General features: G+C 50.1%; 14 protein-coding genes. 7 read left to right on the forward strand and 7 right to left on the reverse strand.

Going from position 1 to position 25,749, the window contains the following annotated elements; genetic code table 11:
- Window positions 1–72: 72 nt before the first annotated feature.
- Window positions 73–2,598 (reverse strand): M14 family metallopeptidase, encoded by a 2,526-nt coding sequence (locus FPG75_RS21805; protein WP_143309929.1) that lies wholly within the window; start codon window positions 2,596–2,598, stop codon window positions 73–75.
- A gap of 155 nt (window positions 2,599–2,753) precedes the next feature.
- Between FPG75_RS21805 and ggt the strand changes: the two genes are divergently transcribed.
- The 5 genes from ggt (at window position 2,754) to FPG75_RS21830 (ending at window position 7,465) form a co-directional block, all read left to right on the forward strand.
- Window positions 2,754–4,460, forward strand: coding sequence for a gamma-glutamyltransferase (ggt, locus tag FPG75_RS21810; RefSeq protein WP_143309931.1), 1,707 nt, complete (start codon window positions 2,754–2,756; stop codon window positions 4,458–4,460).
- Window positions 4,461–4,569: 109 nt separating this feature from the next.
- Window positions 4,570–5,091, forward strand: coding sequence for a DUF1572 family protein (locus tag FPG75_RS21815; protein WP_143309933.1), 522 nt, complete (start codon window positions 4,570–4,572; stop codon window positions 5,089–5,091).
- 4 nt (window positions 5,092–5,095) lie between these two features.
- Window positions 5,096–5,524, forward strand: coding sequence for a hypothetical protein (locus FPG75_RS21820; protein ID WP_143309935.1), 429 nt, complete (start codon window positions 5,096–5,098; stop codon window positions 5,522–5,524).
- Between the two features lie 20 nt (window positions 5,525–5,544).
- Window positions 5,545–6,606: an aminotransferase class I/II-fold pyridoxal phosphate-dependent enzyme gene (locus tag FPG75_RS21825; protein WP_143309936.1), complete on the forward strand. Its 1,062-nt coding sequence runs from the start codon at window positions 5,545–5,547 to the stop codon at window positions 6,604–6,606.
- 7 nt (window positions 6,607–6,613) lie between these two features.
- A complete protein-coding gene (locus FPG75_RS21830; protein WP_143309938.1) occupies window positions 6,614–7,465 on the forward strand; it encodes a TraB/GumN family protein in 852 nt (283 codons plus the stop codon).
- A gap of 109 nt (window positions 7,466–7,574) precedes the next feature.
- Here FPG75_RS21830 and FPG75_RS21835 read toward each other — a convergent pair whose 3' ends face one another.
- The 5 genes from FPG75_RS21835 to FPG75_RS21855 all read right to left on the reverse strand — a co-directional run bounded on the left by FPG75_RS21835 (window position 7,575) and on the right by FPG75_RS21855 (window position 15,823).
- A complete protein-coding gene (locus FPG75_RS21835) occupies window positions 7,575–8,561 on the reverse strand; it encodes a DUF5007 domain-containing protein (RefSeq protein ID WP_143309940.1) in 987 nt (328 codons plus the stop codon).
- 8 nt (window positions 8,562–8,569) lie between these two features.
- Window positions 8,570–9,262, reverse strand: a complete 693-nt coding sequence (locus tag FPG75_RS21840; RefSeq protein ID WP_143309942.1) for a fasciclin domain-containing protein — start codon at window positions 9,260–9,262, stop codon at window positions 8,570–8,572.
- A gap of 18 nt (window positions 9,263–9,280) precedes the next feature.
- Window positions 9,281–10,786, reverse strand: coding sequence for a RagB/SusD family nutrient uptake outer membrane protein (locus tag FPG75_RS21845; RefSeq protein WP_143309944.1), 1,506 nt, complete (start codon window positions 10,784–10,786; stop codon window positions 9,281–9,283).
- Window positions 10,787–10,804: 18 nt separating this feature from the next.
- Complete coding sequence (locus tag FPG75_RS21850) at window positions 10,805–13,972, reverse strand: SusC/RagA family TonB-linked outer membrane protein (RefSeq protein WP_143309946.1); 3,168 nt, start codon at window positions 13,970–13,972, stop codon at window positions 10,805–10,807.
- 774 nt (window positions 13,973–14,746) lie between these two features.
- Complete coding sequence (locus FPG75_RS21855) at window positions 14,747–15,823, reverse strand: isoaspartyl peptidase/L-asparaginase family protein (protein ID WP_143309948.1); 1,077 nt, start codon at window positions 15,821–15,823, stop codon at window positions 14,747–14,749.
- Between the two features lie 204 nt (window positions 15,824–16,027).
- Between FPG75_RS21855 and FPG75_RS21860 the strand changes: the two genes are divergently transcribed.
- Window positions 16,028–20,749 (forward strand): translocation/assembly module TamB domain-containing protein, encoded by a 4,722-nt coding sequence (locus FPG75_RS21860; protein WP_143309950.1) that lies wholly within the window; start codon window positions 16,028–16,030, stop codon window positions 20,747–20,749.
- Between the two features lie 96 nt (window positions 20,750–20,845).
- Here the strand turns inward: FPG75_RS21860 and FPG75_RS21865 are convergent, their stop codons facing one another.
- The gene (locus FPG75_RS21865) at window positions 20,846–22,048 is read right to left on the reverse strand and encodes a bifunctional 3,4-dihydroxy-2-butanone-4-phosphate synthase/GTP cyclohydrolase II (protein ID WP_143309952.1); all 1,203 of its coding nucleotides are present in this window, start codon (window positions 22,046–22,048) and stop codon (window positions 20,846–20,848) included.
- A gap of 434 nt (window positions 22,049–22,482) precedes the next feature.
- Here FPG75_RS21865 and FPG75_RS21870 point away from each other — a divergent pair, with 434 nt between their 5' ends.
- Window positions 22,483–25,641 (forward strand): TonB-dependent receptor, encoded by a 3,159-nt coding sequence (locus FPG75_RS21870; protein WP_161596880.1) that lies wholly within the window; start codon window positions 22,483–22,485, stop codon window positions 25,639–25,641.
- Window positions 25,642–25,749: the final 108 nt, after the last annotated feature.

The following is a 25,749-nucleotide window of genomic DNA, read 5'->3' on the forward strand; positions in this document are numbered from 1 at the left end:
TTATTAATCCTTATAAAAAAATCCTGGTAATCCTTTCAATCAGTATAATCCTGAGCAAAGACAACCTTCGCGTTACTGCCCCACGAGGAACACTGCATTACTAAACATCAGTTTGCCGTTTTCCCAGAAGCTCCTGAATAGCGGGTTATCTGCGAGGATCACGATGGAGCCGCTGCCTATTTCCCTGACGCCGAAAAGGAGGCCATCTTTGAGTAGGCGGCGGGTTTCAGTGCCTACAAAACCACTGAGGTAGTTATCTTTTTTCAGTATGCCCACGTTCCAGCCGCCGTTATCGAAAAATTCGTATAGGCGTGCATCCTGTTTGAGGGTATAATAGTGTGAAGGGTAACCAAAAGCCAAAGGATGGGTGGTATCCATTTCTACTTTGAAAATAGCGCCGGGGATGAATTGTTTAACGCTCTCCCTTTCACGGTTGGCGTAAGGTTTCAGCACATCGTAGGGACGGGCTTTTTCAGCGCGCTCCTTGGCTTCTTTCTCATCTTCTTTCTTCAGGCGTATGCCCCATTCGCCGGTGGCGAGTTGCGCGGCAGCGCCTTCCAGCGCAATAAGACGGCCACCATTGCCCACCCAATCTTTCAGGCGCTCGGTAAACAACTTATCACCCAAGAAACGGTATTCGCCATTGGCAAGGATCAATACATCCACATCTTGCAGGGTTACTTCGCCTATATTTCGTTCATTCACCACCGTTATAGGGTAGTTGATCTGCTGCTCGAAGAAATGCCATATCTCTCCCATGCCGAGCGAAGATACCTCGTCGCCCGCCACCAGTAATACTTTCGGAGGTTTGATGAAACGGATCTTGTCGGAGCCGAAGTCGGTGCCTTTCTCCACGAAGCCGGTGCTGACAGCATCCAGCGATATCCTGAAGCGATTGGCCTGTGTGGTAACGAAGTTATCGAAATCGAAGCTGGAATGGTTATTACCATTGCGCGCGATGATGAGCGTGCCTGCCGGAAACTCTTTACCAGCGGCGGTAAACGCCGTTTCAGAGAAACGGACTTTCACGCCATTCTTCAGTAAGGCGGAAAGGAACTTCACATCACGTACGCTGTTCCACCGCGAAAGGTAGGCATAAGGCTGTTGTGCAATCAATGCCTTGTTGTTGCGCACCGCAGGTGAATCGTTGGCCGGTGTGAGCGGCTGCTTCAGACCGTAGGTGGTAAGTCCGTATGCATAAGGCAATGCCCATGCAGTGATATCGTAAGTAACAGAATCCGTGAGGCGCGATACCGGTTCAAACAATACCCGCAGCATATTGGAATGCGGCTGGTAGGCATTGATGACAATATCTTCCTTGTTGATGCTGAAGTTCTCCGTTTTGCCGCTGAAGTAGTTGAAACCATTGGCATTGCCAGTGTTGGCGCCATAGCCGAAGGCGATATCATTCTTCCTGAGCAGATCGGCCAGGGTATTGAGTTTTTCCGTGTTGCCGCCCGCCTTTACCACATAGGATTTGAAGCCGCCTTGCGGATCGCGCCTGGCGTTCTGGAAATACTGTGCATACTCTTGTAATATCTTGCCGGCATGTTGCGAGGCTATTTCGATGGTAGACATGCCCGTGGTAAAGTGATGTGCGATGCGGTCAGAGAGGGTGAGGGTATCGCCATCATTTTTGAGCACGGCAACGCCGGCGCGGCCACTGCCGCCTTGTTCGTAGGTCATGCCCAGGGCGCCATTGTACATGGGATAGGTATCGCCGTAGCTGGGGTAGAACAGATCAAAGCGTTCTTTGGTAAAGTACAGCCATCCCTGTTGGTCAAAATATTTTGCGTTATTCTTGCCGATCATCACCTGTAACTGGCGCTGCCAGGGCGTTATCACGTCATGGAAGGGTTCTGCTGCCGGCGCAAAATAATAGGGGTTGTCGATCTCCTGTTCGTGGAAATCAACATGCAGCTGTGGCATCCACTGGCGGTATTTTGCAACGCGTTGCTGGGATTCCTGCTGCGTTTGCCAGGCCCAGTCGCGGTTAAGATCGAAGTAGTAGTGATTGGGCCTTCCGCCGGGCCAGGGTTCATTGTGTTCGCGTGCGTAGCGGTCTACGCTGGGTACGCGGGTGCGGGTCATGTTGTAGTAGTTCACATATCTTTCGTGGCCGTCGGGGTTGAGGCAGGGGTCAATGATCACGACTGTATTTTGCAGCCACTGCTGCGTTTGTGCGTTACCGTTATTCACCAGTTCATAAAGCGTGGCCATGGCCGCTTCGGTAGATACGGCCTCGTTGCCATGCACATTATAACTGAGCCATACGATCACGGGCTGGCTCGTACCTTTGACGCCGTTGGCATTGGCCATTTCCACGCTGTTCTGCCGGATCTGATCGAGGCGGGCGAAATTGTCGGGAGAGGCCACCACAGCGGTGATGAGCGGACGGCCTTCATAGGTGGAACCATATTGTTCTACCTTTACATTTTTGACGGTGGCGGCTACCAGTTTGAAATAATCCACCACCCGGTAATGTGGGGTGAACTGTGTCCCCAGGGGATAACCAAGGAACTGTTCGGGCGTAGGCACCTGCGCATAGGCCATGGAAAAGCCCAGGAGCATCAGTGACAGCAGCAAATATCGGCGCATAGGAGCGATTGATTTTAGGGTCGAATATAGGCATTGTTTTACAAAGCCGGTATAACGTTGATCATTATACGAAGATGATTGTATAGAGATAATTTGAGATAGATTTAAATTTCTGGAAATTCGCTGCTTGTCTTAATTTAGTTAAAATCCTTTTCATGCGATCTCTGATATTGACAGGAGTAGCCATTTGCAATGTGCTGGTGGCCTGTGCGCAGCAATCTACGGACCCGCTGCATCCGTTCGACTATACTATTGAGAAAGATATTACCGTGCAACACGGCGCTGTGGTGTCGGCCCATCCGCTGGCCAGCCGTGCAGGTGCGCTGATATTGCAGCAGGGCGGCAATGCGGTGGATGCCGCCATCGCTACACAGCTGGCACTGGCCGTAGTATATCCCGGCGCCGGCAACATCGGCGGCGGAGGCTTTCTGGTAGCCCATCTTAAAAATGGCCGCAACATTGCCATCGACTACCGCGAATCCGCTCCTGCCAAGGCTTCCAGGGATATGTACCTCGATAGCGCCGGCAACGCTATCACCCGCCTCAGCCTCGACGGCCACCTCGCCGCCGGCATCCCCGGCACCGTAGCAGGCCTCTTCGCCTCTATGAAGTACGCCAGGCTGCCCTTCTCCAAACTGATAGATCCCGCCATACGCCTTGCAGAGAAAGGCTTCGTGATCACAGAACAGGAAGCCAAAGGCCTCAATGCCAGCCGCGAAGACTTCCTCCGTCTCAACACTGTAAAAACAGCTTTCGTCAAAGAACAACCCTGGAAAGCCGGCGACACCCTTATACAACCACAACTGGCCAAAACGCTGAAACTCATCCGCAGCAAGGGCGCCGCCGGTTTCTATGAAGGCGAAACCGCCCGCAGCATCGTTGCCGAAATGCAACGCGGCAAAGGCATCATCACCCTCGCCGACTTGAAAAATTATAAAGCCAAAGAAAGACAAGCGCTCACCTTTCCCTATAAAGGCTATACCATACTCACCATGCCCCTGCCCTCCAGCGGCGGCATCTGCCTGCAACAGATGATGGGCATGATCGCCAAATACCCGATTGCACAATGGGGCTTTCAATCGCCGCAAGCCATGCAGCTCATGATAGAAGTGGAACGCCGCGCCTATGCCGACCGCGCACAGTACCTCGGCGATCCCGACTTCGTAAAAGTGCCGGCCGCACAACTCACCAACCCGAAATACCTCGCCAGCCGCATGCAGCAATATGTGCCGATGAAAGCCGGCAACAGCGACAGCACCCGCGCCGGCGCCATCAAAGAAAGTGAAGAAACCACCCACCTCAGCGTGATCGACGCTGAGGGCAACGCAGTAGCCGTTACCACCACCCTCAATGGCCACTTCGGCAGCAGAACAGTAGCCGGCGAGGCAGGCTTCCTGCTCAACAACGAAATGGACGACTTCAGCGTGAAACCCGGCGTACCCAACATGTACGGCCTCGTGGGCACAGAAGCCAATGCCATCGCGCCAGGTAAACGCATGCTCAGCTCCATGACGCCCACCATCGTGCTGCAACAACAACAGCCACTGTTTTCGCTGGGCACGCCCGGCGGCTCCACCATCATCACCTCCGTTTTCCAGACGCTGATGAACGTACTCGAATTTGGCCTCTCTCCCGCTGAAGCTGTGAACAGGCCCAAGTTCCACCACCAGTGGCTGCCCGACGTGGTATACGTGGAACCCGGATTTCCGGAAAGTAATATCACCGAACTGGAAAAAATGGGCTACAAGATCGTGAAACGAGGCCCCATCGGCAGAACAGAACTGATCAAAAGAACACCCGCCACACGCGTGCTGGAGGCGGCAGGAGATACGCGCGGCGATGATAGCGCCGCGGGATATTGACGATTTGAGAATTTACGAATTTGAGGATTTACGAATTTGAGGATTTGAGGATTGCTTGATTTGATCAAATCAAGCAATCCTCAAATCAAAAAATCAAAAAATTTTTACAATGTCTATTTACTTAAACAGTGTGGAACAACGTTTCCTCACTTACAAACAACTCGGTGGCAAAACGCTGGAAAGGCTCAGCACCGAACAGCTGCACTGGGAGCCGGAAGGCGAGCCCAATAGCATTGCGCTCATCGTGAAACACCTGCATGGCAACATGCTCTCCCGATGGACCGACTTCCTCACCTCAGATGGCGAGAAACCCGATCGCCACCGCGATCGTGAATTTGAGGAAGACAATGCTGCTAAAGAAGAGATCATCCGCCGATGGGAAGAAGGCTGGAAATGCATGCTGGATGCCATTCACAGCCTGCAGGAAGCAGACCTCGAAAAGACGGTGCTCATCCGCAATGAGCCACATATCGTGATAGATGCGATCAACCGGCAGCTGGCGCATATTCCCTATCACGTAGGACAGATCGTATACATCGGCAAGCTGCTGCTGAAAGACCAGTGGCAAAGCCTCTCCATCCCGAAAGGACAATCGGAGGCGTTCAACAAAATGAAATTTGGTAATAAATAGATTTATGTCAATCAGAAAAATACGTATATCCGTTCCCGTTATTACCGCTTTCCTGCTCGCCGCCTGCAATACGGGCCATACCAATGATTTGCTGGTACACAAGAAATGGAAGGTGTATGACGTACAGGTGCCGGCCGGCGATCCTTATAACATCACGCAGATCACGCAGGCCAAAGACCTGAAGAATGGCTACTACAGCGATGTATATTACCAGTTCCTGGATAACAACGTATTTGTAGCCACCATTTCCGGCAAGCCTGATTCCGGCAAATACCAGTTGCTGAGCAATGGCAAGATGATTTCTGTAACAGCGTCCAATGGCTCACGCAGCGCGGAGAACCTCGTTACGGTAGAACGCCTGGATGAGGATCATTTTGACATGAAGGTGTTGTCGGGAGATTTTCACTTTATCTTGTGTACAAAGAAAGAATAAAATTAAACAATTCCACGCCTATGCTCCAAACCGCCGTAACACCGGGCAGAACGGTGATGATAGATGACAGGAGCTGCCTCTTTTTTTCGGGCTTCTCCTATCTCGGGCTACATCAGCACGCAACATTCAAAGCCTTGCTGGCAGAAGGTATCGGCCACTATGGCGCCTTGTTCCCTTCTTCACGGGCAGGCAACCTACGGTTAAGCCTGTACGAAGAAATAGAACATGCCCTCGCCTCGCTCCTGGTGCAGCAGTCGGCCGTCGTATTTTCTTCCGGCTATCTCTCCGGACAAGCAGCTGCGCATTACGCTACCACCTGCGGCGAGATATTATATGCGCCCGGCGCACATCCTGCCATATGGCACCACCTGCCTGCATTGCCCGCCGGCTCCCGCGAGGCATGGATACAAGCCACCATTGAAAAAGTGAACAGCCAGCCCGATCACACCTACGTGATCGCCTCGGATACCGTAAGCCCGCTCAGCGGCATCATCTATTCTTTCGACTGGCTACAGCAGCTGCAACGCAAAGTGTTGGTAGTACTGGATGATTCGCATGGCATCGGCATCACCGGCCCCGGCGGCAAAGGCAGCATACATGCCCTTCCCGGCGCCAGCCAGGTACGTTACCTCATCACCGCCTCGCTGGCCAAAGCCTATAGCGTGGAAGGCGGCGTAGTGGCCGGCCATGCCGCCGATATCGCAGCGCTCAAGAAAACGCCCTTCTTTACCGGCAGCACACCCATGATGCCCGCCAATGCTTATGCATGGCTGCATGCAACAGAACTGATCAAAAAGCAAAGGCAGCAACTCAAACAAAATGTGGAACACCTGGAGCAATTGTTTTCGGACATACCCGCACAACACAGCCCCGGATTGCCCATGTTCATCCTGCCGCAACACGACGGAGCGCCGCCACTGGCGGATTATCTGGCCGACAGAGACGTGGTCATCTCCAGTTTCTCCTATCCGAAACCCACCGATCCGCCTATCCAACGTGCGGTAGTATCTGCCCTGCATCTGCATAAAGATCTCGCTACCTTACATCATTTTCTCCGGGAATATTATCTATCTGTAAAATAAACACGCCATGAAAAAAACAACCCTGTTATGCTTAGCCTGTGCGATCAGCATATCCTTGTTCGCGCAGCAGTCGTCATTACTCTGGAAAATATCGGGCAAAGGCCTGCAGCAGCCATCATGGCTCTATGGCACCATGCACCTGCTATGCAAAGGAGAGATGATCTTCCCTCCTGCTGCGGCCACCGCCTTCAACAATGCCAAAACCTTGTACATGGAAGTAGACCTTTCCGATCCTCAAACCACAGCTAAAATGCAGGCCCTCATGATGATGCCCGATCCCTATTCCTTTCGGCAACTTTTTGATACTGCCAGCTACAACGAATTGCATCAATACCTGCTCGACAGCCTCCATATGGAATCCGCGGCACTCGATCATGCCAAGCCATTCCTGTTCACCACGCTGCTCACTATGAAGCTGGGCGGCTGCGACGAGATTGAAAGCCCCGAACGCATACTGATGGCCAAAGCCAGCGCCATGCACAAACCAATGGCCGGCCTCGAAACCCTCGAAGCGCAAATGAAAATATTCGACGATATCCCCGATACCGCCGAAGTTCGTATGCTCATGAACGTTATACACGGCCAACAAAAAAGCAAACAACAGTTTGCCATCATGAAGCAAGCCTACCTGAAACAAGATATTAGTGAACTAACCAGGCTCATTGCCGACGAGCCGGAAATGGCTCCCTACCGGAACATCATGATCGATGACCGCAACCGTAACTGGATCCCCATCATAGAAAAACAAATACAAAGCGAGTCTACCTTCATCGCCTGTGGGGCAGGGCATCTTGGCGGAACCAATGGAGTGATAGAACTATTGAGAAAGAAAGGATATAAAGTAGAACCCGTAAAATAATTTACGGATTTTTTGATTTACGGATTTGTGAATTTGTGGTAGCCTTCAGGCTCGCTACAAATTCATAAATCCATAAATCAAGAAATCCGTAAATCAAAAAATTCTCACATCAACCAACTTTCCTCGTAACCTTCGGAACTTTGATCGTTACTTCGTAAGTGCCTGGTACCAGCAGCCGGAAGGCAAACCGGGGGTTTACGCTGTAGATGCGGTCTGGCGTAGGTGTTACGCCCGGGTCGATCTGTACAACGCTGCTGGGAATCCTGTAGTACATCAGATAGCCATAGCCGGGTACTTCCTTCAGCGGGAACGGCGTTACCTCAAAATCACAGATCATCGTGGTATCGGTATATTGTACCGGATGAAAACGGGAATAGCTTTCAAACAGCGGCCTGTCGCCACGTTTCATCAACTCCCCTGCATTGGGATTGAACGGCGTACCGTTCTTGTCCGTTACCTTCAGCACTACCCGGTAGCCATCGTTAGACAGTTTTTTGTAAGTCATGGTAGGCGCGCCGATATCGCCGCTGGTGGTGGTATTGTTCTTGAACCATGCGCAGCCCTTACCATTGTCCTGGAATTCCAGCAGGTACAGCTGCAGCACGGAAATGTTCTTGAATATCTTCGTACCTCTTTCATTCGATACGCTGATATCAAACGTATAATTACCATCGGGAATGTTGATTGATCCGTTGTTGACGATCAGCTGTCCTGATTTTTCCACGATCTGCAAAGGTGGTACGCGTTGTTTGGTACGGATAGCGTTCAATTGCGCTACGGTGGTATCAGTATCAGGATTGAAGAGTCTGGTGAACACCAGAATCTCTTGCGAATCAGTAAAAGCCTTCACCGATTTACCGGTGGCGAGGTCGCGGATATCCACCAGTTTCACGCTGAGCGGGTAGCTGGTGCCATCGCCCTGGAAGGAGCGGGAATCCGCCGTAAAATAAGTGCCTTTAGGCACCCGGAAGGTATCATCTACATACCTGATCTGGTCGCTGATATAACCTGGGATAACCTTCTTACAGGAGAGGAACGCCATGATGACCAACAGCGCCAGCAGTCCTTTTTCGTATATGCGTTGGAGTAGTTTCATAGCCTGACTTATTTAGGTTGCTTGGCAAAAGTGAAAGTGTGGGAGTTGCTCATCACATGCACCACACCATTGTTTGTGATAATTCCGGACGATTGGATGATATCTTTCACATCCCGCTGCGATTCCGGCAAAGCAGCCAGGGAATCGGGATCTACCGGGTCGCGGGCGCCGAATATCTTCGTTATGTATATGTATTTGGGACGGTCGGTAAAACCGGCATTTACATAGGTATTGCTCTGATCTTCTTCCAGCGAGATCAAACGTTGTTCGCCATCTTTCGCGGTATACATCGCACCATCTTTATTGAGCGAATCGCGGATGATATGACCGGGGAAGATGTAGGCCCGCAGCGAATCTTTCAGGCTCGGAAAATCCAGCTGGTCGAAGTTGAACACCAGGTTTTCGTCGCCTGTCTGCAATTGCAGCCTTGCTTGCACTACCTTCTTCACATAGTTGAAGATGCAATAATTAGTAGGTGCAAAAAAAGTGGTGTTATTGGCGTTCACTTCGTCCTTCAATCCAGTTTTATCGATCAGCAGGATGAGCGTATCGAAGAGCGGGTTGGTATGCAGGTATTCGTAAGTGGTACCGTTGAACTTGGCGGTGTGCAGGCTGCCGCCGATGATGTAGTCCTTCTTGCATGCCTGGAATGCCACCAGTGCCATGCAACAGAAAAGGATATAACTACTGATCTTTTTCATGATCTTCTTTTTAGATGGTTACAGTCTTCCGTTCCAGTAAGGTGTTTGTTTCATCAGTGGGTTATCCTTGAAGATATTCCTGTTGATGGGCCAATATGTTCTGCCGTAGTTGGCATGGCCTATAGTGAAGGCACCTTCGAATACGCTATTGAATTTGTCCAGCTTTTGTGTGCGGCAGAGATCCCAATAGGTTTGTCCTTCGGCAAACAGTTCCCTTACTCTTTCATTCACGATAAACGTGAAGAGTTTATCACCGGTGAGGGAGGGACTGGTCGGCGCTACACCTGCACGCTGGCGGATTTTGTCTACCAGGCCACGTGCGCCGGCTTCATCACCGAGTTTGTAGAGCGCTTCCGCGCGGAGCAGGATGATGTCGGATAAACGGTAGATGAGGATATTATTGGAGAACCAGGGATCACGTTTGACATCACCATCTTTATAGAACACATTCGCGTATTTCCTGAGCATGGGCCATTTGCCATCAAGGGAATAGTACCATATTTTGTAACGGAGATCTGTAGTATCAGATTTGGAGCGGTCATATATCTTGTTAATGGTTTCCAGGTTCACGAGCCAGGGCACATCGTCGGTGTTCGCCGGCTTGCGGGTGGCCAGGAAGGGGTCGTACAGCGTCCTTTCACCGATACCCTGTTTGGAGCCTTCGTTCTGATCATAGTTGATATTGATCTCGAAAATGCTTTCGGTGGAATGCCCGATACTCATCTTCACATACTGTGCGGAGTCGGTGATGAGGGCGAGATTGAACTTGCCGGGATTGTTGACGATATCGCGGGTATTCTCTTCGCATTTAGCGTAGTTGCCCATCCATGCATAGATGTGTGCTTCCAGTGCCAGTGCGGTGGCGAGGCTGGCGCGGATGCCGCGGTCGTCAGTGCTTTCGGTATTCACAGGCAACAGCTGTTTGGCTTGTTCGAGATCAGCGATCGCTTGTGTGAGCACTTTCTGCTGCGCTTCGCGACCATAGTTCTTAGCATCTGCCACATCTTCCACGGCATCTGTTACCAATGGCACATCTCCCCATACTTTTGAGATGAAGAAATAGTTGAAAGCGCGGAGATAGTAGGCTTCGCCGAGAAAATAATTCTTCCTTTCAGGCACTTTGAATGCACTCACCGGGATCGTGGGTATCTTCTTGATCAAGAGGTTGGCCTGTGCGATCGCTTTGTAGAATATGGTCCAGTCCTGAAGATTATCGAGATAACCATAATACACGCCGTCAAAGGAACCATCCCGCAACTGATGTATGGCGTAGTCGCTGCCGTAGGTGATGAGGAAAGTATTACAAGGCACATCCCCATATACATAGTAGCGGTTTTGATCGGTGAGGGCATCGCGCAGCAGGGAATAACCGCCGAGCAGGCCCGCAAACGCATCGTTCTCATTCTGCCAGTACACCCCGCTGGACGGCGTTTCACGCGGATTCAGCTCCAGCACTTTCTTGCAGGATAGCCCCATCAGGCTGATCACGCACAACAGGCAAGCAATTATATGGATTCGTTTCATATCATTTTCATTTAAACGTTAAAAGCCGAGATCAATTCCCAGTGTGAACTTCGTGGGGATGGGGTAACCATCGCCATCGTAAACGCCGTAGGCATTCACCGCTTCTGCATCAGGGATATGCGATTTCTGTAGTGTGAACACATTGTCCATAATGCCATATACACGCAGGCGGCTGAGGTGCAGCGCCTTCAGCACACGCGGAGTGAAGGCATAGTTGAGCGAGATGTTCTTCAAACGGGCATAGGCTCCACTTTCGATGTACATCGTGCTTTTATCCAGCCAGGCATAGTGATAGTCACGGTCCGCAGAGCGCAGTGATAAGGACGGAATATCGGCGATATCACCCGGCTTTTTCCAATAGTTGATCTTGGTGAGATCGAACAAGGCGCCCTTGGCAAGATTGATCTCTCCACCATCACCGCTACCATCAAACAAGCTCACAAAACGACGGATCTTGTAAGAGTTAAGTATCTGCCGGCCCATGGTGAATGTGAAGAAGAAAGAGAAGGAGAAACCTTTATAAGAAATGGTGTTGTTGATACCACCGGTATACTTCGGATTCGGGTCTCCTCCTACGATCTGATCCATCGGCTCTTTGATATAGTAGTTACCTACCTGGTCAACCAGGACGGGATCGCCGGCCTTGTAAGGCGTACCCACAAAGTTTTTCAGCGGCTGCCCGGTGAGGTAGTTGAAGGGCACATCAGAGTCTTTGGAATAAACGCCCCGCTGCTCAAACACGAACATCTGGTTGGCAGGGCGGCCTACATCCAGCAGGTAATCGAAGCCGTAGGCGCCGCCGTTGTACGAAACGATCAGGCTTCTGCCACCATTGGGCAGGCTGGTGATGATATTTTTGTTATAAGAGATATTGAAATCGGTAAACCACTGTACCGGGCTTTTATCAGGCAGGTTCTTGCTGTTGATCATCAATTCCACCCCGGAGTTGCGGATACCGATAGCATTGGTTTTCGCCAGATCGTAACCGCTGTAGATGGGCAACCTGTAATCAAAGAAGCCGCGGCTGGTACCACGGGAATAGGCATCCACCGTCAGGCGGATACGGTCTTTGAAGAAAGTGGCTTCCAGTCCGATGTTGCTCTGGATCGACTGTTCCCACGACAGATCACGTTGCGCGATACCGCTGGAATAGTTAGGAATGATCACAGAACCGCCATTGTAGGTAGTGGCTACGGAATTGCTCTTGTCGGCAAACTTGGCGGCGTTCACGGTGTAGGTGTTGTAGCCGAGGTAGTTGCTTTCCGGCTGACTGCCCGTAATACCATAGCTACCACGGATCTTCAGGTAACTGAGCCAGTTGTTGACGCCTTTCATGAATTCTTCGTCGCTGATGATCCAGCCGGCCGATACAGATGGGAAAAAGCCCCAGCGGTTGTTCTTACCAAATTTGGAAGAAGCGTCAGCATTGAATACGGCCGACAGCAGGTATTTCTCTTTAAAGTCGTAGTTCATCCTCGCAAACAGGCTCTGGAGGCCATATTCCTGGAAAGCGGAAGTAGCGGTACTGAAGTTTTTATTAGCCGGGTTCACCACATTCACATAATCGTTGGCGATGAAATCCGCATCAGCATATGTGTTGCGATAGGAGTTGTATTCCAGGTTCTGACCGCCGATCAGGTTGAGGGTATGGCGTCCGAATTTTTTCGTGTATTCGAGGGTGTTATACACGGTGAGGTGCTCGGATTTATCTGCAAAGGAAGAAGCAAAGCCAAAGCCGTTATCCCTCACCACCGACGGCGAATAGTAATCGCGGTTGGAGCTTGCGGACTCGTAAGAAAAAGTGGTATTGAACATCAGCGATGGCAGGATGGCGTAGTTGAACACGGTGCTCAGCTGCATGCTGTTATTGATGTTCTTGTCGAACTTGCGGCTGTTGCCCACCAGGTAATCTTCGCCGGCCTGCGTGAGATGATAGAACGACGATGGCAGCTGATCACTGCTGAATGAGAAGTTACCGCCGGTACGCTCGTTCAGGGAACGCGGGCGATCGGTCCTGTACAGGCGGAAGATGGTGCGGTTATTGAGTTTCGGCGTGATCTGAATGCTCACATTGGAGATCATGCTATACCTTTTGAAACCGGTATTTTTAAGAATACCTTCTTCATTGTAATGCCCGAGGCTCACGCGATAGTTCACCAGTTCCGTACCCCCCGCAATAGAGAGGTCATAGTTGTGGATCATACCCTTCTGGTAGAAGAGACCTTGCCAGTCGGTATTATTATTGAATGCCGGATTGAGGCTATCTGTCAGCATCTGCGGCAATTGATAATTATCTTCCCAATGATTGTATTGTTGCAGCACATTCAGTTTCATGCGGCGTTCTTCTGCGCCGGTTACGAGTTCTGTAAGTTTGCGCTGTTCAGACATACCGTGATAGGTGCTGAAATTGAACTGTGCTTTTCCTGCGCGTGCCTTTCTTGTTTTGATGATGATCACACCATTAGAACCTCTGGAGCCATAGATGGCAGCAGCGGAGGCATCTTTCAATACGTCGATGGACTCAATATCGTTCGGGTTCAAACCCGCCAGCATATTGGTGTTGGTGCCTTGTCCGTAGGTGAGTGAACTGATATCATCGGTAGTGGTGGGGATACCGTCGATCACGAAGAGCGGCGAGCTCACCGCCCTGGCGGCATCGAAACCTCTGAGCACGGAGGTATTACCTCTAACTACAAGACTGTTACGTACGCCCGGCTCACCGGAAAAGTTCTGTACGTTCACACCAGCTACACGGCCCTGCAAAAGCATGTCGAAGCTCGGTGCAGGAATGTCTTTGATCACATCTCCTTTCACACTCGCGATAGCAGCGGTGTTCTTCTTACGGGAAACTTCCTGGTAGCCGATCACCACCACGTCTTTGAGCGACTTAGCATCCGGCGAAAGGCTGATAGTGACATTATTCTTGCCATTCACATTGATCTCACGTGACAGATAGCCCACAAAGGATAACTGCAATACATGGGTGTTTCCTTTGAGGGTGATGGTAAAAATACCAGCGGCATTAGTGGTGGTACCATTAGATAAAAGCCCCTTCTCAACGATGGTAACACCGGGAAGCGGCGAACCGGTTTCGTCTTTGACGATACCCGTTACTTTCAGGTCCTGCGCCTGTACGGATAGTCCCAGGCACAGCAGACTTAAAAAGTGTAAAAGTTTTCTAAACATAGCACTAGTTTTTGGTTGATGTGGTTGATAATACGCATAGCACGGCCAGGGGCTCCAGTAGAGCCCAAGCCCGGCGGAACCGGTTCGGATGGAATCTGATGAAACTACAGTGCAATAGCCGGCCGTATCCTGCTACAGCAGGACAACAGTACAGCAAACTATAGTTCACAAAATTTACATCTGCACGCCGTGCAGATACACTTTAACCACTATGAATGTGGGCAGGGAAAGCAAGTGTTGACATGTTACTGATTTTTGGTTGATGAGCAGGGCATTCCTGCTAAATGGCAGCGCAACTTGTTTTTTTTCATTATTCATAGTATACCTCCCGTGCGCCGGGGGAACCGATCAAAACATTTACCTCCTTTTCATTTTAGTAAAAAATCGATTTAGCTTGGTTCTTATACGGAAAAGATCATTGGACAAAAAAGGTACTGGCATTGATGTGAGAAGAATTGATTTAGCAATTCAAACTTTGGTTGAGATAATAAATACTTTAATTGAGAAGCTAACTGCACAGGCCCGCGACTAACAATACAAGGATTAAAGTAACAACTCGAATTTTTTCAATGTTCTTTTTTCTACGGCTAGATCATACACCTAATTCGTTGCGACAGTTATTTAAATGCTCATGTAAGGTAAAGTTAAAATCAGCGATTATATAATACTGGATTACTTTCTGACAGATTATTGACAAACGTTCCATTTTTTTTACCGTTATTGGTGAGGAGTATGCAAATATTGTCTCCTCACCAATAATGGATCAATACTTTTCTAGTCTTCTTTATAAATACGCACCTCCATTTTACCATCCGCGCTCACGCTCCCGCGATACATACCAGCGGTATTAAAAGGCATTGCTATGTTACCATCTTTATCAATGGCGATCAAACCACCGTCGCCACCGAGTTTCGGCACTTGTTGCATGATCAGCTCATCGGCAGCCTGTTGAATGCTCCATCCTTTATACTCCATCAGATCACTGGTTGTTTTAGCTACCACAAGGCGGATAAAATATTCTCCCCAACCGGTGCAGGAAATGGCGCAGGTATTATTATTGGCATAAGTACCGGCGCCGATGATCGGTGAATCACCCACCCTTCCGAATTTTTTGTTGGTCATGCCGCCGGTAGATGTAGCGGCGGCCAGGTTACCGGCACGGTCTAACGCTACCGCACCTACGGTGCCAAACTTGTGATCCTTGTTTTCGATGCCCAGCAATGCATTGGGTTTATGAACAGTGGAATCATGATCGAGCTGCACCTGGCTGGAGTCTTGTGCTTTCACCCGCTGCAGGCCTTTCCAGCGATCTTCCGTATAAAAATAGGAAGGGTCTACGATCTCAAGGCCGGCCTGCTTCGCGAACTTTTCTGCGCCTGCGCCGATCATCATCACATGCTGCGATTTTTCCATCACAGCGCGGGCAGCGCTGATGGGATTGCGGATAGTGGTAACGCTGGCTACGGCTCCCGCTTGCAGGGTTTTGCCATTCATGATGGCGGCATCCATTTCATTCTTGCCTTCATTGGTAAATACAGCGCCCTTGCCGGCATTGAACAGGGGATTATCTTCCATGACCCGCACGGCCGCCTCCACAGCATCCAGGCTGCTGCCGCCTTTCCTGAGGATATCATAACCCGCCTGCAAGGCCTGCATCAGCCCTGCACGATAAGCCTTTTCACGCTCCGGCGTCATCTGCGATTTCAGGATAGTACCCGCGCCTCCATGGATCACTAACATATATTTATTCTTTTGTAAGAGGGAATCACCTTCATAACGCGCTACAGCAGCGGCATTCAGCCGCCCTGCCATCAGGATGGTCATCACCGCAATAAAGATTCTGGTAAGCATATCACCTTTTTGCTATAAAAATAGAACAAACAATTACGAATTACGAATTACGAATTAAGAATTACGGATTTGTGGGGAGATCATGTGATCTCCCCACAAATCCGTAATTCTTAATTCGTAATTCGTAATTGATTATTTTTGCGAGATAAAATTTAGCGCCTGAGAAAAGTACGGAAAATATTATCAGTAGTTTTATTGTGTTTGTTGGGCCTCATCATTTTGATCGGGATACTGGTAAACATCCCGGCTGTACAGAACTATCTTGTGCATGTGGCCACCGCCCGCCTGTCGGAACAACTGAATACACGTGTAGAGATACAACATGTGAACCTGCGGCTGTTCAATAGCATGGACCTGGAAGGGGCGCTGATCGAAGATCAGCATAAAGACACGCTCCTGTACGCGGGCCGCCTCCGGCTGCGCATTACCGACTGGTTCTTTTTCCAGGACAAGCCCGTGATCAAATTCATTGGTCTCGACGATGCACAGCTGAACCTGATCCGCCATCGCAACGATTCCGTCTGGAACTATGCCTTCATCTCCGATGCCTTCGCCCCCGCTCACCCCGATACCAGCCATACGCCGTCAAAAGGCATCTCCCTCGATCTCAAAAAAATTGATCTGCACAACATCAAGATCAACCAGGTAGATGCCTGGGTGGGAGAAGATATGCGGGCCACCGCCAAACGTATCTATCTCGACGCCAAAAACCTCGACCTGCAAAAACATAATATCGATATACAGGAACTGCTGCTCGACAAGCCCAGCTTCATCATCAGCAGCTATGCCTCCTCTCCCCTGCGCAAAAAACGCGTCCATCCCGAAGCAGCCCCCCTCGTAGCCGATACCTCCAAAGTACCGGCCCTGCGATGGAACAACGATAACTGGAAACTGATCATCAAAGAACTCTATATCAGGGACGGCCTCCTTGGCGTGGATAACCCCGACGACTCTACGAAAATAACAAACGGCTACTTCGCGCCCAATCATATCCGGTTTGGCAGCATCAACCTCGCCCTTACCAATACCAGCCTGGTGAAAGACAGCGTGATCGGCGATCTCAGCCTCACCACCAAAGAACGCTGCGGCTTTGAAGTGAAAAAACTCAACTGCCGCTTTAAAATGTCGCCGGTGGAAATGGAGTTCAACCACCTCGACCTCGAAACCAACCGCAGTCATATCGGCGACTACTACACTATGCAGTATGCCGATATCAATGATATGAACGACTATATCAACAGCGTATTCATGCAAGCCCGCTTCAAGGACTGCAAACTCTCGTCTGATGATATCGCCTTCTTCGCGCCACCGCTCTCCTCCTGGAAAAAGGAGATCAAACTCAACGGAAAAGCCCGCGGCCCTGTCAGCAACCTGAAAGCATCCGATATCGACCTCGATGCCGGTAACACCACACACCTCAAAGGTACCCTTGAAATGCGCGGCCTGCCGGACATCTACGAAACATTCATCGACTTCCGCGCCGAAGAACTCGTGACCACCGGCAACGACGTAATGCAAATCATGCCCATCGTAAAAGAGGTGAAGACCGTCCGCATCGACCGCCTCTCGTCTATCCGCTTCGCAGGAAGCTATACCGGCTTTGTGAACGACTTCGTGGCCTATGGCCAGTTCCAGACCAACCTCGGGAAAGTCAATTCCGATATCAACTTCAAAACCAACCGCGATATCCCGGTATATTCCGGTAGTCTTACTACCAGCAATTTCGACCTCGGCGCCCTGCTGGATAACAGCAACATCGGCGAAGTAAGTCTTGATGCAAAAATCAATGGCGAAGGCTTCAACTTCAAAACGCTCAAATCCAGCGTGGATGCGGATGTAAAAAACATCTCCCTCTACGGCTACAACTATCAGAACATCAAAACCAAAGGGGAAATGAGCCGCAAATTCTTCAATGGCTCCCTCACCGCCAATGATCCCAACCTCGATATGGACTTCGCCGGTACGATCGACTTCAACCAGGCATTGCCGGTATTCAAGTTCAATTCCGAGATCCGCAAAAGCGACTTGAAAGCATTACATATCACCGAAGATTCCGTTACGCTGCAAGCCAAGCTGGACCTCAATTTCGCCGGTAACAACATCGATAACTTCGATGGCAGCGCACGCATGTACGAAGTGTCTGTTTTCAAAGACAAAAAACGCCTGGAGTTCGACTCCCTCGCCATCTCCACGCACGTGCAGGACAATATGAAGATACTGGAACTCGCCGGCAGCGAGGTGTCCGGCTATGTGAAAGGGACCTACAGCTTCCTCGAACTGCCCAATGCTTTCCAGCTGCTGCTGAATAAATATTATCCCAGCTTCTTTAAAGCGCCGAACGACAGGAATATCCACGAAGATTTCAGCTTCGCATTCCAGTTCGGCCAGGTGGCCAAACTGCTGAAAGGCTTTACCACCAAGCTTTCCGGCTTCGACCAAACCAAGGTGGAAGGCGCGCTCAATACCAATACCGGCGCACTGTCCCTGAATGTGAACGTACCCGAAGCAGCCTATCTCGGTTACCGGGTGCAGGACTTACAGGTACGTGGCGAAGGTAATTTCAACAAGATCAATCTCAGTACCAACCTCGGGAAAGTGTTCAACGGCAACAACCAGGTACTGCAAAATACCTTGCTGATAGCCAGTTCCAGCCATGATACCTCCTTCATCAAACTGGATCTGCAATCGCTCGATACTACCTCGCTGGATGGTTTCTATGCCCGCGTGGTGACGGTGCCCGAAGGCCTCAAGATCAATTTCCTGAACAGTGCCTTCACCGTCAACGAGCGCCAGTGGAACGTTGCGCCGGGTAATGAAATATATTGGAGCAAACATTTCCTGACTGTCAAGAACCTGCGCATCACCCGCAATGATCAGAGCGTAACCGTTGAAACCAATGAATTCAATCCCGATGAATCCAAGTTTATCGTTACGCTCAAAAACCTGAGCCTCGCAGATGTCATCCCCTCGCAGCTCATCACGACCCGCATCGAAGGGGTGACCGATGGTACTATCAACATCTCCGATCCTACGCAGAACCTTGATATCAATACAGCGCTGCGCACCCGTCAGCTGCGCATCGACAATGATTCTATCGGTGTGCTGTCGATCGATGGCTCCTATCATCAGGCAACCGGGGTGGCCACCTTCGCCGTGAAATCCGATAATGAAGGCAGGAGCTTCCTCGCGCAGGGCCGCGTGGGGCTATCTTCCGCGGATAAAGGTCTCGACGCTACCGTGGATCTCGGCGGCATGTCTATCAGTCTGCTCAATAAATACCTGGTGGGTTATGTTTCAGACCTGAGCGGCAGCGTAAGCGGTAAGATCAATGTGAGCGGCACTACCGACCAGCCCTCCTTCAAAGGGGCGCTGCAACTGGATACGGTGGCCGTCACGGTCAACTATCTCGGTACGAGGTACCGCATTCCCAAACTGAATGTGAATGTGGATGATAACCTCATCGAGTTCGGCAGCTTCACCCTCATCGACAAGTATAACACCAGAGGCACGGCCAGCGGGTATATCAGCCATGATCACTTCGACAAGCTGAACTTCGATTTTGATGTAACCGGGCGCCATTTCCTCTTCCTCAATACCTCCGCTACTGACAACGATTTGTTTTATGGAGATGTGATCGCCGATGGAAAAGTATATTTCTCCGGACCGCTGAACGACCTGCAATTGCATGTGCTGGCGCGTCCCCTCCAGGGCACGCATTTTTATCTGCCCATATCCGACAGCAAGGATATCGGTAAATATGATTACATCACTTTCAAGACTTATGGTAAAGAGATAAAAGAGACGAAGAAGAAGAAAGACAATACCAAACTCACCGTGAAGCTGGACATCGCCGCTAATCCTGACGCACAGATCGATGTGATCCTCGACGCCACTACGGGCGACGTGATCTCTGCCAATGGCACCGGCAACCTGCAGATCATCGCTAACACCGAAGGCGATTTCAATATGTATGGCAACTATGAGATCAACAATGGTTCCTACAACTTCACGTTCCAGCGTGTTACCAGCTGGAAATTTGATATCGAGAAAAACAGCAGCATCAGCTGGAATGGCGATCCCCGCGAGGCCAAGATGAATATCACGGCCAAGTACTCCCTGCCGAAGGTGAGCCTCTACAACCTGCTGGGGCAGGCCGCCACGCTGGCTACCAACGACAAGCTGGCTACCCGCCAGGAGAAAGTGGATGTGCTCATCTCACTGCGCGGCGCGCTCATGAAGCCGGACATTACTTACTCTATCGAGTTGCCCGATGTGGGCACCATGTCTTACGAGAGTGGTGTAGCCGCTAAACTGAAAGAGATCAACAACGACCAGAACAAGGCGCTGTTGCAGATCTACGGGCTGCTGATCGCCAACCAGTTCCTGCCGGATGATGCCGGCGGTGGCGCCAATGTGGGCATCACTGGTAAGAATAGCGTGGGCCAGGCTCTCTCTGCACAGGCTTCTGCTATCCTCAACAATATCACCGGCGCCCTGCTCAAAGGCAGTGGCATCGGTATCAACGTCAACTACCGCGCGTACAATGTGGGCGGGGTCGATAATTCATCAGTAGATCGTAACCAGGTGAGCGCCGGTGTTACCAGTACTTTATTTAATAACCGTTTCCGTTTGTATGCCGGCGGCGACTACGACTGGGGCAAAACCGCTACGGCGGCCAGCAGCAACCGTTTCGCGGGCGACTTCCGCCTGGAATACCTGCTTACGCCGGATGGCCGTTTCCGTATCAATGCCTTCAGTAAATCAGACTATGATATCTATAACCTTAACAACCGTACGAAATCAGGTCTGGGTATTTCCTATGTAAGGGAGTACAACCGCTTCTCTGAATTATTTGCCCGCCGCAAACGCACGCCCCTCCTCGATTCGCTGAGGGCAGCCCGGCAAGATAGCACACAAAATAAATAATTACGGATTACGAATTAATAATTACGGCCCACAGCGTATACATACACGGTGGGCCGTAATTATTAATTCGTAATTCGTAATTGCCGAAGGCAAAAATTATCCTTTCAGTATCTCATGTCCGAGCTTATCGCGCTTGGTTCTGAGATAGTTTTCGTTATGCGGGTTGGGATGTATTTCGATGGGAACGTTTTCCACTACTTCCAGTCCGTAGCCGGCGAGGCCTGCGCGTTTGCGCGGGTTGTTGGTGATGAGGCGAAGTTTGGAGATGTTGAGGTGGCGGAGTATCTGGGCGCCAACGCCATAATCGCGTTCATCCATTTTGAAACCCAGTTCCAGGTTGGCTTCTACGGTGTCGCGGCCTTCTTCCTGAAGTTTGTAGGCTTTCAGTTTATTCATGAGGCCAATGCCGCGGCCTTCCTGGTTCATATATAATATGAGTCCTTTCCCTTCTTTTTCCACCATCTGCATGGCGGCATGCAGTTGTTCGCCACAGTCGCAGCGCAGGGAATGGAGGATGTCGCCGGTAACGCAGGAGGAGTGTACCCTTACGAGTACTGGCTCGCCCGGTTCCCAGTCGCCTTTCTTCAGCGCCATGTGGATATCGTTGGAGTTGAGTTGTTTGAATGCGATGAGTTCAAAGTTGCCGTATTTGGTGGGCATCTGTACCCTTACGCCTTCTTCTATCAGCGTTTCCTTTTCGAGTTGATAGGTGATGAGGTCTTTGATGGAGATAAGTTTCAGCCCGAATTTGGTGGCGATCTCGCGGAGTTGCGGGAGCCGGGCCATGGAGCCGTCTTCATTCATGATTTCTACGAGTACGCCTGCTGGCTCAAATCCGGCGAGGCGGGCGAGGTCGATGGTGGCTTCGGTGTGGCCGGATCGGCGAAGAACGCCGCCTGTTTTGGCTTTCAGCGGGAAGATGTGGCCGGGTTTACCCAGTTCTTCCGGTTTGGTGGCCGGATCGATGAGCGCCTGAACGGTTTTGGCCCTGTCGTGTGCGGAGATGCCCGTGGTGCAGCCATGTCCGAGCAGGTCCACGGATACGGTGAAGGGGGTCTGGTGCAGGGCGGTATTATCACGAACCATGAGGTCCAGTCCCAGCTCTTCGCAACGCTCTTCTACCAGCGGTGCGCAGATCAGGCCGCGGCCATGCATGCTCATAAAGTTGATGATCTCGGGTGTTACGTTGCGGGCGGCAGTTACAAAATCCCCCTCGTTCTCACGGTCTTCATCATCCACCACAATTACCAGCTTACCATTTTTTATATCTTCTATTGCTGCTTCTATTGTATCTAACATATAAATTATCCTCTGGTCAATTAATATAGAATGGCGCAAAGTTACGACTTAAACCTGTGAAAAAACGAGGGCGCCGGAAAGCCCTGCGGCGGCGCTTATACAATGGAGATCAAGAAAAGTTTAAGCGGTCTGGCGCTTTTACGCATTAACATTAACTTCCATTTGATAGTTTATAATTTTTTGATAAATAACTGTGAAAATATCCTGCGAATATACCCTTCAGATATAGGGCTTTCAAACAATCGAAAAGGGGCCAAGTTATCCACAGAGGGCTTAACAATTTGTTAATTCGGAGTTAAATTTTAACCACGATTATTTATCATCTTTGCGCCATGAATCAAACTTCTCTAATCATGGGATTTAGAAAATTACTTCTTACATTTTCTTTATTACTCACAGTCCTTTTTACCTATGCTCAGGTAACGACAAGTAGCATGACTGGCGTTGTTACAGACGCAAAGGGCCAGGCCCTGATCGGCGCCACCGTTAAGGCAACCCACACTCCTACCGGTACTGTATATGGTACTACTACCCGCGAAAGTGGTGAGTTTACCATCCCCAACATGCGTGTTGGCGGCCCGTACAAGGTAGAAATTTCCTTTATCAGCTACAGCACTGAAACTTTGAACGAGCTGTATCTGAAACTGGGTACACCGCTGAAACTCAGCATAAAGCTGAATGAAGGCGCCCAATCACTGAAAGAAGTGAACATCACTGCCTCCAAAGCGATCGCACAAGGCAATGGCGGTACTGCCATGAACGTTTCCCGCGCGCAGCTCGATGTGTTGCCGACTGTAAACAGGAGCGTACAGGATTTCGTAAGACTGAGCCCTCAGGCTGCTGTTTCTACCAATGGTAAAGACGGTTCGCCAATGGGGATCTCTTTCGGCGGTCAGAGTAACAAGTACAACCAATTCGCTGTGGATGGTGCTGTTACCAACGACGTATTCGGCTTGTCTGCCTCCGGTACTAACGGTGGCCAGGCTGGCGCCAACCCCATCTCTATTGAAACAATCGACCAGTTACAAATCGTATTAAACCCTTATGACGTAAAACAGAGCGGCTTCACCGGCGGCGGTATCAATGCTATCACCAAGAGTGGTACCAATAACTTCCACGGCGCAGCTTACCTTTATTACCAGACCCAGGGCCTGGTAGGTAAAGCTCCGGATTCCACCCGTCAGAAGTATGGCGACTTTACCAGTAAAGTATTCGGTGCTTCACTGGGCGGTCCGATCATCAAAAACAAACTGTTCTTTTTTGTAAACGCAGAAAGAAGTGTAAGGAATAATCCGATCGACTTCAACCCTGCTGCCGGCGGTTCCAACGTTACTGTAGACGAGCTGAAAAGCATCTACAATTTCGTGAAAACCAAATACAACGTTGACCTGGGCGGCTATACCGACCAGCAACGCGACAAAACCGCTACCACATTGTTTGGCCGTATCGACTGGAACATCAACGCAGTGCACAAACTGACCATTCGCCACAACTACCTGAATGCCAGTGATCTCATTTATAGCAGAGGTTCCAGCTCCGCCGCTTTCTTCAATGATTATTATACTTTCCCTTCAAAAAGTAACTCCAGCGTAATCGAGTTGAACTCCAACTTCTCCAATAAGCTGAGCAACGAACTGAGGGTAGGTTATAATAATGTAAAAGACAGAAGAAGTTACATTGGCCAACCTTTCCCGACCGTTACCATCAATGATAACGGCCGTACTATCAACCTGGGTAGTGAATTCTCTTCTACTGCCAACGCGCTGGATCAGAGCATCTGGACCATCACCGATAACCTCACCATGTACAAAGGCAAACACACCATCACTGTTGGTGCAAACGCTGAGATCTACAAGATCAAAAATACCTTCATCCAGGGTGCTTTCGGTTCTTATGTTTACGATTCTATCGCCGGTTTCATCAACAACCTGAAACCAAGACAATATCAGATCAACTATACCACTGCCGACTCTACTATGAGAGATGGTATTGGTTTCAAAGCTGCGCAGATCGGCTTCTACGCACAGGATGAATGGAACATCAGAAGAAACTTCACCCTGACTTATGGTGTGAGAGTAGACATTCCGATCTTCCCGACCACACCTCCTGATAACGTGGCGTTCTCTAAAGACCCTGCATTCGCTGGCTACTCTACCACTACCATTCCGAAATCCCGCCCGCTCATCGCTCCGCGCGTAGGCTTCAACTGGGATGTGACTAACGATGGTAAAACTATCATCCGTGGTGGTGCTGGTATCTTCACCGGCCGTGTGCCATTCGTATGGATCTCCAACCAGTACGGCAATACCGGTAACGTATATACGAACGTGAACCTGAGCGGCGCCGGTTTACCTGCTGCCTTCCGTTTCAACTACGATGGCAACAGTCCGTTCTACGGTCAATACTCTGCTGCTAACCTGGCTGCAATGGGCGCCAATGTGGGCTCCAGACCGTCCAACATCAACCTGTCTGACAAGGATTTCAAATTCCCTCAGATGTTCAAAACCAACCTGGCTGTTGAAAGACAACTGCCTTGGGGTATGACAGGTACCATTGAAGGTAACTTCACCAAAACGCTGAACAACGCTATCTGGGAAAACCTGAACATTATTCCTACCGGCGATAGCGTAGCACTGGGTGGCGGTATCAAAAGACCTACCTGGAAAAAGAAAACTACCAACTGGGGCGATCAGATCCTCCTGCTGAAAAATACCAACGAAGGTTATACTTATAACGTATCTGCCGAGTTGACCAAAACAACCAGCAATGGCCTGTTCTTTAAAGTAGGTTATTCTTACGGTGATTCATATGCCATTAACGACGGTACTTCTTCTACTGCAGGTTCTAACTGGCGCTTCGGCCCCAATATTAATGGTCTGAATAATCTGGAACTGGCCCGCTCCAACTACAGCATGGGCAGCCGTGTACTGGCGGTGGTTTCAAAAACATTCAAATATGGTAAGGAAAATAAATTCCGTACAACTGTTACCTTGTTCTACAACGGTCAGTCCGGCATTCCTTATTCATGGGTATACTTCAACACAGTTGATCCTACCGGCGACGACCTCGGTTCCAACGGTAACAACGACCTGATCTACATCCCGAAAGCAACAGAAGTAGCCACTATGACCTTCGATCCTATCAGCCAGAAGGATTCTAAAGGTAATGTGATCTACACCCGTTCTCAGGATCAGCAACGTGCTGACCTCGAGCGCCTGATCACCAATGATGGCTACCTGAGCAAACACCGTGGCGAGAACGCGAAGAAAAATGCCGTACGTACGCCGTTTGAAAACATCTTCGATTTCAAAGTGGCACAAGTACTGCCAATCTTCAAACAACACAAACTCGAGATCACATTTGATGTGCTGAACGTAGGTAACCTCCTGAACAAAGACTGGGGCAGAACTTACTTCATCGCCAACAATGCCTCCACTCCGCTCACATTCAGAAAACTGGATGCCGCCGGCAACCCTGTTTTCCAATATGACAGAAGAAGAGAGATTAATGGTTTCGGTGATGAAAAGCCTTACTACATCAACAACTTCACTGCTCGCTGGAGAGGTCAATTAGGCCTGCGTTACAGCTTCTAATAGCCGCACAAGATATCTTCAATAGAAAAGGCGCCGCAGATCTGCGGCGCCTTTTCTATTGAAGATATCTTGTGCGGCTATGAATACAGTACAGCGATATTTTCGCAG

The sequence above is a fragment of the Chitinophaga vietnamensis genome (assembly GCF_902167635.1).
GTDB lineage: Bacteria > Bacteroidota > Bacteroidia > Chitinophagales > Chitinophagaceae > Chitinophaga > Chitinophaga vietnamensis.